Below are 11,963 nucleotides of genomic sequence, written 5' to 3'. Positions count from 1 at the left end.
AAGCGTTTGATGAAGATTCGTTGAAAAAATTTCAAAATCATTCTCATCTTTTTAAAGGTAGTTGACTTTTCTTGATTTTTCTAGCAGTTTGCAGTATGATAATAAAAAAATCAATTAGGAGATAGGGATGGCTTTTACAGATTCTCATAGACGATGTGCCAGTTTCGGTGTGGTGACCAATTTACCCGACGATGTTATCGACTCAATCTGGTATATAATCGATCATTTTTTAAAGCATGTTTTTGAGCTAGAAGATGAATTGGAATTTCGACTTTTGAATCATGAAGGCTCCATCACTTTTCGTTTTTCTAGTCAACATCTACCAACAACGATTGACTTCGACTTCAATCATCCCTTTGACCCACTCTATCCACCTAAAGTTCTGGTCATGGATATGGATGGGAAGGAAACCATTCTCCTACCAGAAGAAAATGACCTATTTTAAAAACTCTAGTCTCCTCTATCTACTTAGGAAACTAGAGTTTTCTTATTTTTTCAATCCTTGGTACAAGTGCCGAATCGGTTGTTTCAGTGTTGGATGAATAAAATGCGGAGCTATTTCCTGTAAAGACTCTAAAACAAAGAGGCGCTCAGCAATATAAGGATGAGGCAAGATGAGGTCGTCTGTATAGATGACCTGGTCCTCTACAAAAAGCAAATCCAGGTCAATCATGCGAGGTCCCCAATGAACCTCTCTGACCCGACCCATTTCTGCCTCAATAGCCAACAAGGTTTCTAACAAGACTGGAGCTGGCAACCAGGTTTCCACTTCAATGACTTGATTGGCAAAGCTATCCTGCTCCACACCACCCCAAGGTTCAGTCCTAATCACACTAGACTCTTTGAGAATGTAGATGCCACGAGCTTGCATTTTGTCAATCGCTTGCTGGAGATTAGCCGTCTTATCCCCCATATTGCTTCCTAAAGCGATAAAGGCACGCTGTTTGCGACGGTGGATGGTTACTGAACAGGTATCTAGTGGTAAATGGACAGGCGCCCAAGGTTTTTCAAGTTCCAGCTCAATCTCTTGAACGATAGGGTAGGTCTCAAAAGTACGCTCTACTAGTTTGTAGGCTACTGTTTCAATCAAATTCTCACTCGTTTCCTGAAACCATGTCGTCCATTGCTGGCAAAGTTCTCCGTAATGGACAGAAGCAGTTAAATCCAAGTCTGTCGCAGCCTTGGTCATATCATAGGATAGGGTGGCTGAAACGACAAACTTCTGCCCCAGTTCCTTCTCACTAGGAAAGAGTCCATGAAAGGCGAAAATTTCTAGGTCTTTAATTCGCAGTTGATCCATAACTAATCCTTTCTAGAAAAATCCGCTTGACGCGGATTTTTTATAGTCCCATCAGACGATAAGCCTGATCCCGAAGATCCTTATCTGTCTCAAATAGACCACGAGCTACTGTAGTCAAGGTCGCAGTTCCTGGTTTTCGAACACCACGCATACTCATACACATATGCTCTGCTTCGATGACAACAAAAGCTCCCTTAGCACCCAAATACTCCATCAAGGCATCAGCAACTTCGATATTCAAACGCTCTTGAATCTGTGGCTTTTTAGAGTAAACTTCCACAGTACGAGCTAGCTTAGACAAGCCTGCCACACGGCCATCTGGGATATAGGCAATATGCGCTTTACCATAAAATGGCAAGAAGTGGTGCTCACACATAGTATGGAAAAAGATATCCTTTTCCACTACCATATTGTCATCGATAATCTCAAAGGACTTTGACAGGTGCTCTTCAGCAGTTTCCCCAAGACCTGAAAAAATCTCTTGGTACATACGAGCGACACGGGCTGGTGTTTCCTGCAAGCCTTCGCGATTTGCATCCTCACCAACTGCCTCGATAATCATTTTTACAGCTTCTTCAATCTTTTGTGTATCCATTCTAATTCTTCCCCTCCATTAGGTAGGCTCTCACTTGGGCTAAAAAGTATAATGAACCCGTGATAATCCTAACTGTTTTTTTCTCTTCATTTTCTGATAATTTTTGATCTAGAAATTCTTGCCAATCTTGGTAGTTGAGATTTCTAGAATCAGCCAGCTCTTTCAAGACTTTTTCATCCGTCGCCCGACTATCCTCAAAATGAGTTAGCGTAATCTTAGTACCGGGCAAGGTTTCTAGCAAGTCCAACATATCCTCCAAGGCCTTGGTTTTGATACAAGTAAAGAGGATTTCCTTATGATAATCCGCAAATCGTTCTTTCAAGGTAGCCAACAATGCCTTGATAGCATGAGGATTGTGTGCTCCATCCAAAATCATCAAGGGTTCTCTAGAAACAACTTCCAAGCGTCCAGGCCATCTTGTTTCTTCCAAAGCTTGAGCCACTAAAGCATTATCTGGCAATTCTCGACCAGTCGCTTGGCAATAGCTATCTAACAAGGCTAGAGCCATTCCAGCATTCTCTATCTGGTGCAAACCAAGCAATCCTGTCTGGAAGCAACCTTGTCTAACAGAACTTGTATAGTCAAATACCTCTCCAGTGACAATACTCTCATGATAGCTTACCTGATAATCTCTTCCATAAACAATTCTAGCAGCCTGTTTTTCCTCTGCAATCTGGTCTATCACAGCCAAGGCTTCTGGGACAATGTGACCAGTCACTAGAGGAATTCCTTGTTTGATAATCCCTGCTTTCTGCTCTGCGATGGCTTCCAAGCTATCCCCTAAAAGCGCTACATGGTCCAACCCAATAGTCGTGATGCCTGTTAGAATAGGTTGACAGACATTAGTGCTATCCAAAAGTCCGCCCATACCAACTTCCATAATCGCCACATCGACCTGCTCAGAAGCAAAATAGTCATAGGCTATGGCAGTGATAATCTCGAATTCTGTCGTTCCTTGTAAGGTAGGAGCGTGTTCACCTTCAAGTAGTGAACGATAATCCGCCATCAAGGACTCTAATCTTGCTTCTGGAATAGATTCCCCATCAATGGCAATCTGGTCGGTATAATGAATCAGATAGGGTGAGCTAAAGACTCCAACTCTTAGCCCCATCTTTTCCAGCATATTCTTCAAAAAGGCTATAGTAGAGCCCTTGCCATTGGTTCCACCAATGTGGATAACCTTAAGCTTAAGATGGGGATTGCCTCGTAAAGCTAAAAGCTCTACCATTCTTTCCAAATCAAAGTGCGGTTGGTCTGTCCGGTAGTGGGCAATCCACTGATTCGTTTCGTTTTTATTCATCTTACTTATATTGTTTCAAATCTAAATTTTCCGCATGGTCTGCCAGACGGATAGCAGACGCAATCTCGACTGCCATCTTGTGGCTGCCTACATCGTGCACGCGCACCACTTCCACACCTTGTCTAGCAGCAATGCTGGTCACATGAGCCGAAGCCGTATCACGATTTCGGAAACCAGCTTCAGTATCTGGATTTACTTCAAATCCATTTTCTTCAAGGATATTGATGACAAAGCGCTTGCGAGAGACTCCTAAAAAGATAGGATAGCCCATTTTGTGCAATTTTCCAAGATCACGTAGGAGGATGAGATTTTCCTTTTTGGTCAAGCCAAAGCCAATCCCTGGATCCAGCATGATGTTTTCTTTCGAAATCCCTGCTTTTTCCGCTCTTACTAGAGCACGATCAAAGAAAGTTGACATCAATTCTTCAACTGATAGTTGTTCAAAGTCTGCTAAGTCTTCTTTTGTAAAAGGCTCTCCAAATCCAAAATGAGGGAAGATAAGTGAACTAGGGTGCTGAGGACGTGCCATAACTGGATTAAACATGATGACTACCTGAGCTCCAGCCTTAGCAACCACCTCTGCCATCTTCTCATCACCCATAAGGCCTGTAATGTCATTGACTATATTGGCACCAGCATTTAAAGCTGCTTCTGCCACCTGACTCTTCCAAGTATCGACCGAAATCAGAACATCACTTTCTTGACGAATAGCCTGAATGACTGGTACCACACGCTGGATTTCCTCTTCAATCTCTACATAGCTACTTCCAGGTCGAGTGGATTCCCCACCGATATCTAAGATAGTGGCACCTTCAGCTATCAATTTTCTAGCCTGCTTCAAGGCTTCTTCAATAGCAAAAAATTGGCCCCCGTCAGAAAAAGAATCTGGGGTAACATTGATAATACCGCAAATAGCTGTTTTTGTAAGATTCTCTCTTTTTTCCACGTTCATCACTCAAATTTCATTTAGATTGGTATTCCTCTATTTTACTGTTTTTTTTGGATTCTGTCCAATTATCCCTCAGTACTCTTTAACTTTAAAAGAGCGCAAAAAAAGGAGAACCTAAGTCCTCCTTTTTCTATATTCTTATTTTTCAGTCAATGCTGCAAGTCCTGGAAGAACTTTACCTTCAAGAAGTTCCATTGAAGCTCCACCACCGCGTCACAAATACTTCCACTAACACAAAAAGGTGACAGAGCCACCTTTTTGTTAACGTTTCAGTTTTGTTCCTTTTTCTACAAAATCAGGATTTTGCAGAGACTTACGGGCTGAAATTATTTTTCTGTAAGTGCAGCCAAACCTGGCAATACTTTACCTTCAAGGAGTTCCATTGAAGCGCCTCCGCCCGTACTAATCCATGAGAACTTGTCTGCACGTCCAAGGTTGATCGCTGCAGCAGCTGAATCACCACCACCGATGATTGATTTAACGCCTGGTTGTTTCACGATAGCGTCCATCACACCGATTGTACCAGCTTGGAAGTCTGGGTTTTCAAATACACCCATAGGTCCGTTCCATACAACTGTTTTCGCACCAGTCAATGCTTCATCAAATTTAGCGATTGATTTTGGACCGATATCCAAACCAAGGAATCCTGGGTCTACTGCTTCACCTTCAGTGTCTTTCACTTCAGTGTAGTCAGCAAATGCATTAGCTTCTTTTGAGTCAACTGGCAAGATCAATTTGCCGTTTGCTTTTTCAAGAAGAGCTTTCGCAACATCCAATTTGTCTTCTTCTACAAGGGAGTTACCGATTTCGATACCTTGTGCTTTGTAGAATGTGTAAGTCATACCACCACCGATAAGAACTTTATCAGCTTTTTCAAGCAAGTTTTCGATAACACCGATCTTGTCTGAAACTTTTGAACCACCAAGGATAGCCACGAATGGACGTTCTGGAGCTTCAACAGCTTCTTGGATGTAAGCAATTTCGTTTTCAAGAAGGAATCCAGCAACTGCTTTTTCAACGTTTGCTGAGATACCAACGTTAGATGCGTGTGCACGGTGAGCTGTACCGAATGCATCGTTTACGAAGATACCATCTCCAAGTGATGCCCAGTATTTACCAAGTTCAGGATCGTTTTTAGATTCTTTCTTACCGTCAACATCTTCAAAACGAGTGTTTTCAACCAAAAGAACTTGTCCATCTTCAAGAGCGTTGATAGCTGCTTCCAATTCAGCACCACGAGTTACACCTGGAAGAAAAGTAACTTCTTGACCCAATTTAGCAGCCAAGTCAGCAGCTACAGGAGCAAGTGATTTACCAGCTTTGTCTGCTTCTTCTTTTACACGTCCAAGGTGAGAGAAAAGAATCGCACGTCCACCTTGTTCAAGGATGTACTTGATAGTTGGAAGAGCTGCAGTGATACGGTTGTCATTAGTAATCACGCCATCTTTTACAGGAACGTTGAAGTCAACACGAACGAGAACTTTTTTCCCTTTCAACTCAACGTCTTTAACAGTCAATTTTGCCATTTGGAAAGACTCCTTAATTTTTTTTACGTGTTAATTATATCACAAAATCAATAAAAGAGATAGCAAAACCTTAAACTTTTATCTTGAAATAGGTCTCTCCAGTAATTAAAACTCAATCTTTACTCTCTGTGAAAATTCCTCACTGTTTTTATCTTCATCTATGGTATGTTGCTCATTTATAGAGAAAGAGCTACTGTCTGGAGTTGTGTCTTTATTTTTTGAACTAACTCTTCAGAAACCGTTCAATTTTTAAAAATCTATTTTGAAAGTTTTGCATTGCGATAGAAAAACTCTCAGAAATATCAACATCGCATGGCTAAGAGTTGAATCATTTTTATTCAGTTTAATTTCAATTTAAAGACCTATCTGCATTTCTAATTAAACCTGTCCTGATACTTCATATTAAACAACCACTGAAGATTGAACACGGGCTTAGATTGTACATCAAGGATGGGTTTAAGGGTCTCTCTAATCTCTCCTTTTATCTTTTTTTCATCAATTGTTGCAAGATCAATTTCTTTATACTCTTTATCGAGGGCCCACTCAAGCTCAAAATTCTTATCAAACTTATAGGACACATCGTTTTTATCACTGTAGCCATAACCTCCATCAAACTCACCAAAACTGGTAGGATTACCACTTGAATCGATAGAATTTTCGATAAAATTCGCTCCATCATCATCATAGCGAATACCTTCAATTTTCGGAGTATAAATCTCCCCCATGTTTTCAATCAACATGACTAAGTCGGGTTCTATCCCCTCCTTATGAGGCATCCGTTGCGCATAATAGACTGAGTTAGATAGCAAATTGATAGTGGTAACAGCATACATACTCGCTCCTATAAATACTACTAAGCCAAGGCTCACTACTACAATGATTACAGCAATGACTCCTTTTAACAATTTCATCTTCTTTTTCCTTTCTTATTCCCAAACCAATTCTTGATGAGAGTTACTAGAAATAACTCTATAAACAGAAACAACCAAAAAATTTAAAAGCAGAACATGCAAACATTTCATTACAAGGTTTCTTTTAAAATAATAAAAATCTTAACACAAACATTCTAAGAATGCAAAAAGGCAGGAGCCAAAAATGATGGTCCTTGCCTTTTAAACTATTGTTGTTTCAAACTTTCGGAGGTATTATCCAGTTTTGAATTCATCTATCATAAACATGTTTGTCCTATCACACGGTCAATTAAGAAGTTTTACTTAGTCTTCTTTTTTCTTTTGAGCGAGTAGTCCAAAGCCACCTAGAACTCCAACCAAGCCTAAAGCAAGGAGATTTGCATCTACTTCTTCACCCGTACTTGGAAGTTGTTTTCCTTCAGGTTTTTCAGCTTTTGAAACTTCCTGCTTAGTCGTTTGAATCACTTGAACAGGTGCGACTGGTTTTTCAGTTGGAATTTCAGCCACTTTTGTACCAACTTCAACAATTTCAGTTACTGGCTCTTTGACAAGTTCTGTCCTCTTAAGACTGCGATGTCCCTCAGAATCAATCTCTACAAGATTTCTACGAAGGCCTTCCATTCCAGCTTGAACTAGACGGCGTTCACCTGCTTGAAGACTAGGATTTACTCGTTCTTCATGGCCGTATGCAACTTTTTCTTCTTCAATCACCAATGCTGGATTGCTAATTGTCAAATCTTTGACTCCTTCTAGTGGCTGAACACGGCTTTCTACTTTGGTACCAACTTCAATAATCTCAGTCACTGCTTCCTTGACGACTTCTGTCTTAAGAAGTTTGCGACTCCCCTTAGCATCTACCTCAATCAAGTGACGGATTTGCCCAGCCTCACCAGCTTGAACCAGACGGCGTTCACCTAGTAAAAGGTCTGCTGTCGGACGCTCTTGGTGTTTGAAGGCTACGGCTTCTTCCTTCACTTCCAATTCTGGTTTTTCGAGAACAAGATCTCCAGAACCGTCTAGCGGTTGAGTGCTACTTTCAATCTTAGTACCAACCTCAGTAATCTCTGCCACGGCTTCCTTGACGACTTCTGTCTGAAGAAGAGTACGGTTGCCTTTGGCATCCACTTTAATCAAGTGACGGATTTGTCCTTCTGCTCCCGCCTGAACAAGACGTCGTTCACCCAATAAGAGGTCTCCTGACGGACGTTCTTGACGCTCGAAGGCTTGAGCTTCTGTTTCAACCACTAACTCAGGTAGTGCTTCAACTGTTGGCGCAGTTTCTCCTTCTTCTAAGCTACCCACATGGTGGCTTTCTTCTGCAGGAGCTAGTTTCTTATTCAGCTTTTCTTTCATGTCCGCAAAGGCTTCTGGAATTGGCATTTGTGAAGATAATAAAGTCTCAGCTTGCGCAATCAACTCAGATTGAGGATCTTTTTCAAGGACAGATTCGAGTAAGCTTTCCAATTCTTCTCTAGCAGTTTGATAACGTTGATTGCCATCCAATTCAGTACCAGCTTGTTTCAAGTCATTCAAGGCTTGGTTGACTGCTTCTTGACTAGCATCGTGGTTTTCTAAAATAGCTTTTGCTGCAGCAAGCTTCTCAACAAGAGCTGCTTGTTTTTCTGCATCAGCAAATGTATAAGCTAATGTTTCTTTGCGTCCTTGAGCAGATGTGATTTCTTGTTTCAGATATTCGTCATTAATGGCTGCCTTAGGTGATACTAGAACATCAAAGTCGACAGTTTGTCCTTGATAGTGCAACTCAAGTTTTTGACGGCCTGTTTTTTGAGAATCATAACCTGTAATTTCGACTCCTTGGTCTGTAAAGCTATGTTCTGTCTCAGTTTCATCGTCATACAAGACCTTGAAGCGTCCTTCTGATAAGTCAAGAGCATCGCCTACAAAGTAATCAATCTTCGGTTGTTTACTAATATACAGGGTTGCGACTTCTTTTGGACCAGCTTCTTCACCTGTCACTTGAACCTTGAAGCTTCCTGCAACTGGAAGACCAAGATAGGTTACTGTTAACTCTTGTTCGCCATGATGGTGAGCATCGTAGCCGTTGACTACAACACCAGCATGACTAAGGTTGATGACTTCATCTGCTTCTTCACCTTCGTATTTGACACGGAGAAGACCACCTTTAAGATTCAATTCCTCACCACCTTGATAAGTTGTCTTTTTAGGTGCTGCTTCTAGACTGACAGCCTTAATCTTTCTTTCATCCTGAGGAATTGTTACAGCAAGAGTATTACTGATTTCTTTCCCTGGCAATTGTGTTCGGTAGTAAAGAAGACTTGGACGTTTTTCAAAGCTCAATGGATTTGTCGCTAGATCCCCTCCAACTGCTGTATTTAAGGTAGCGATTGGAGTTTGTGAATCTGCCTTGTCATAGACTGTGATGGTTGCCCCAGCAGGAACTTCTGAGAATCCTAGTTGAACCTTATTATCAGTTAGAACACGCGCTGCAACTTTACTCATTGGAATGTTTTGGCTCTCCGTATCAAGAGTTTCATACATCTTCCAGTTGTAGATACGAATGGCTTTCCACGGTGTTCCATTGTCAGACATGATGACGTTCAAGCGCCAGTCTTGCGCAGTGATTGGGCTATCAAGGGTGATATCTGAAACATGGGCTTTATTGCCACGAACAGCTTTAGCTAGTTTCCATTCGCCTGCTTCATCTTTGTAGTAAAGGTCAAAGTCTTTGGTGTTCATCAAGCCATCATTAACAGACTCTCCACCAGCTCCTGCGTGGTCCATGACCCATCTAACAACACGGCGTGGTTGTGTCAAACGGATATCAACGCTACCACTCAACTGAGCAGAAGACCATTTGTCAGATAGGCTGGTGATGGTACCATTCAACATTCCTTCGACGCCTTCTCCACCTTCTGTATTTGGGAAGGTACTTCCGATAACAGTCGCTCCTGGAACGATGTTTGTTGCTAATGGTCTTGGAAGGCTTGTATCTTGGACAGTCATTCCCCACTCAAAGTTTGTAGTTGCTGCTTCAGAGCGAAGTCCATTCTTCCCAACTGCGACAACCTTCAACTCTTGACTAGTACCAGTTGCACTAGCTGAACGGCTAACTTTTGGTAGGTAGATTGTAGTGGCAGATGATCCTGTCAATAGACGCCAAGCATCGCCATCCTTCTCATAAACTTCATAGAAGTCAGCATCCTTGTTACCTGTAAATTGAACAATGGCTTCCGCTTCTTGGGCATTTTTCAGAGATTGTTTGGTTACTTTAAGAGCAGTTGGTGCTTGAGGTGCCTCTTGATTATCTGACACTGTCAACTCACCCAAGTTAAATTGGTAATCCTTAAGAGCAGCAGTATTTTCAAAAGTAAGTTTGATACCGTAAATGGTCTGACCTGCCAAGGCACTCAAGTCAAATTCGTCTTTTGTCCAATCGTCAGATAGAGTGAGCTCTTTACGAGCATTCTCGCCACCATAAGTATAGTTTTTCTGAGTCGCAAATTCTACATAGACCTTGCTTCCTTTACCACCTTTATGGGCGACACGGAGTTTCGTTTTATCTGTTACTTCCAGTTTTGTAGAGTAGAGACGAACATCTTGGTTGGTATTTTCAGCTAAATCACCCGCAAACTTAAGTGAATTTCCTCCATTGTAGGCATCTTCAAAGTCATAGTCAGCTTGGAGTTTAGCAGCTGATGATGTTTGCCACCAGCGCCATGTAGGCAAGATACCTGATACAGAACGATAGTTCCATTCAGAATCCTTGGAGACTTTACCGTCTACAAACCATTTTTTACCATGTCCAGTGTTAAAGGATGTTGTGAAGCTACGTCCAACTGCTGGTGTGCGGTCAGCTACGAGGTTGGCAATCCCGTACCAGTCCTTGTCCTCTGGTTTTTGACCAGTTGGATCTCCTTGATAACCTGTAAAGAAGATGTTCTCATTCTTATGGTAGTCTTCGCCTGTCTTACCAAGACTCGTGATAGTATCAGGTGCAAAGAGTCCAAGTGATAAGCGGAGCTTGCCATTTTCATCTAGAAGGGCATCCCATTTCACTTTTGTCTTGTAGGAACCACCTTGTTGCAATTCCAAACCTGCAAAAACATCATACTGACTGCGTTCTAGCCATTTGGCCATAGCTACAGAGTAATCATTTTTCTCTTTGGTCCAGTTAAAGTTGGCAAAGAAATGATCCGCAGGAACCTTGTCTCCCTCTTTTTCCATGAATTGGTAATTGTATTCACCAAGTCCATCTTCATGATAACGACCATATTCATAGGTCATGGCGTCATACCAAGAATATTTGACTGGGTGATTGACTTGAGCTGCATATTCCTTGGTATAAAGCATGAAATCACGCATTTTCTTACCAAGAGGCGTTACGATATCACCTGTTGTTTCTTGGTTGATAAAGTAGCCATCAAAGCCATAGTATTTAGCCAAATCAACCAACTTACGAGCGATAGGGAAAGTTCCGTCTTCGTCTTGTTGAAGGGCTGCAGCAAATTTTTCTTGGTCTGCAATGCTATTTGACCAGTTAAAGAATAAGGTACCCAATACAGGAACACCATTACGGTGACCAGCATCAATCACGTCTGGAGTTGGGACTAGCCCTTCCCAGAAGACCATAGAATTTAGGTACTGCCAGTAGTCAAAAGCGTAGGCTTTAAACTCTTCACCACCTACAGAAGCATGGTCTTTAGCCTTAGAGTTAGTGTTAGCAAGAGCTTCAACCTTAGCGTCCTTATTAGCTTTTTCGTTAACCACGTGTCCACGATAGCGCTTGGCTAGTTCTACTGAAGAGCGGTTAATAGCATCGTCTTCGCGAGCACCTGGTTCCCATTTCAACAAATCTTCCCATGTGTCAAACTTAATTTCTTTTGGTCGAAGACTTTTTTCTTCTTTCTTAGGAACATCTGAAACAGTTGCTTTCTCTTCAGCCTTATTTTCTGTAGTAGCAGGCGTTTCTTCAACCTTAGGAGTTTCAGCAGCTGGGCTAGTTGCTTCCTTATCAGTTGCAGTCAACTGGTCCAAGGTTGGTTTTTCTTCTGAAACTGGTTGCTCACTTGCCTTGTCTTCCCTTGCTTCTAGCTCTTTCAATACTTCTGGTGCTGGTGTAGTTGCTTCTGCTGGAGTAGTGGTTGACGGTTGCTCCGAAGCTACTGCTGTAGTTGTTGTCCCATTTTCTGGAACGACAGACTCTTCAGCCAAAGCTGGACCTGCAAATAGAACTGAACCAATCATCAATGAGCAGGCACCCACTGACAATTTTCGAATACTATAGCGACAACGTTTTTCAAAAAATGGATTCTTCATCTTTTTCTCCTTTGACTTTCTCCTGAAAGTAAGCGCTTTATTTTTGAATTAAAAAAATAGCTGTTCCAAAAAATACACAGAACA

The 11,963-nt window shown here is 41.7% G+C and carries 8 protein-coding genes; 1 reads left to right on the top strand and 7 read right to left on the bottom strand.

The features are described 5' to 3' along the window. The first annotated feature begins 127 nt into the window (after positions 1–127). Entirely contained in the window at positions 128–445 is a 318-nt protein-coding gene (locus tag M1R56_RS05245; RefSeq protein ID WP_000885928.1) for a DUF960 domain-containing protein, read from the top strand. 42 nt (positions 446–487) lie between these two features. Here the strand turns inward: M1R56_RS05245 and folK are convergent, their stop codons facing one another. The 7 genes from folK to M1R56_RS05210 all read right to left on the bottom strand — a co-directional run bounded on the left by folK (position 488) and on the right by M1R56_RS05210 (position 11,879). Then, the gene (gene folK, locus M1R56_RS05240; protein ID WP_248034847.1) at positions 488–1,300 is read right to left on the bottom strand and encodes a 2-amino-4-hydroxy-6-hydroxymethyldihydropteridine diphosphokinase; all 813 of its coding nucleotides are present in this window, start codon (positions 1,298–1,300) and stop codon (positions 488–490) included. Positions 1,301–1,340: 40 nt separating this feature from the next. Then, positions 1,341–1,895 (bottom strand): GTP cyclohydrolase I FolE, encoded by a 555-nt coding sequence (gene folE, locus M1R56_RS05235; protein WP_248034846.1) that lies wholly within the window; start codon positions 1,893–1,895, stop codon positions 1,341–1,343. Between the two features lies 1 nt (position 1,896). Next, positions 1,897–3,195, bottom strand: a complete 1,299-nt coding sequence (locus tag M1R56_RS05230; protein ID WP_248034845.1) for a folylpolyglutamate synthase/dihydrofolate synthase family protein — start codon at positions 3,193–3,195, stop codon at positions 1,897–1,899. A gap of 1 nt (position 3,196) precedes the next feature. Further along, positions 3,197–4,147 (bottom strand): dihydropteroate synthase, encoded by a 951-nt coding sequence (gene folP, locus M1R56_RS05225; RefSeq protein ID WP_248034844.1) that lies wholly within the window; start codon positions 4,145–4,147, stop codon positions 3,197–3,199. Between the two features lie 323 nt (positions 4,148–4,470). Further along, complete coding sequence (locus M1R56_RS05220; protein ID WP_001096781.1) at positions 4,471–5,670, bottom strand: phosphoglycerate kinase; 1,200 nt, start codon at positions 5,668–5,670, stop codon at positions 4,471–4,473. A 374-nt stretch (positions 5,671–6,044) separates the two neighbouring features. Then, complete coding sequence (locus M1R56_RS05215; RefSeq protein ID WP_248034843.1) at positions 6,045–6,581, bottom strand: hypothetical protein; 537 nt, start codon at positions 6,579–6,581, stop codon at positions 6,045–6,047. Between the two features lie 303 nt (positions 6,582–6,884). Further along, complete coding sequence (locus M1R56_RS05210; protein WP_248034842.1) at positions 6,885–11,879, bottom strand: G5 domain-containing protein; 4,995 nt, start codon at positions 11,877–11,879, stop codon at positions 6,885–6,887. Positions 11,880–11,963 lie beyond the last annotated feature (84 nt).

This window comes from Streptococcus sp. oral taxon 431 (genome assembly GCF_023115445.1).
Lineage (GTDB): Bacteria > Bacillota > Bacilli > Lactobacillales > Streptococcaceae > Streptococcus.
This window is presented reverse-complemented; position numbering and strand designations above follow the sequence as displayed.

What these genes read in the sequence shown, in the direction of transcription:
- M1R56_RS05245 (WP_000885928.1), top strand. Translation starts at nt 128, where the DNA reads ATGGCTTTTACAGATTCTCATAGACGATGTGCCAGTTTCGGTGTGGTG.
- folK (WP_248034847.1), bottom strand. Translation starts at nt 1,300, where the DNA reads ATGGATCAACTGCGAATTAAAGACCTAGAAATTTTCGCCTTTCATGGA.
- folE (WP_248034846.1), bottom strand. Translation starts at nt 1,895, where the DNA reads ATGGATACACAAAAGATTGAAGAAGCTGTAAAAATGATTATCGAGGCA.
- M1R56_RS05230 (WP_248034845.1), bottom strand. Translation starts at nt 3,195, where the DNA reads ATGAATAAAAACGAAACGAATCAGTGGATTGCCCACTACCGGACAGAC.
- folP (WP_248034844.1), bottom strand. Translation starts at nt 4,147, where the DNA reads ATGAACGTGGAAAAAAGAGAGAATCTTACAAAAACAGCTATTTGCGGT.
- M1R56_RS05220 (WP_001096781.1), bottom strand. Translation starts at nt 5,670, where the DNA reads ATGGCAAAATTGACTGTTAAAGACGTTGAGTTGAAAGGGAAAAAAGTT.
- M1R56_RS05215 (WP_248034843.1), bottom strand. Translation starts at nt 6,581, where the DNA reads ATGAAATTGTTAAAAGGAGTCATTGCTGTAATCATTGTAGTAGTGAGC.
- M1R56_RS05210 (WP_248034842.1), bottom strand. Translation starts at nt 11,879, where the DNA reads ATGAAGAATCCATTTTTTGAAAAACGTTGTCGCTATAGTATTCGAAAA.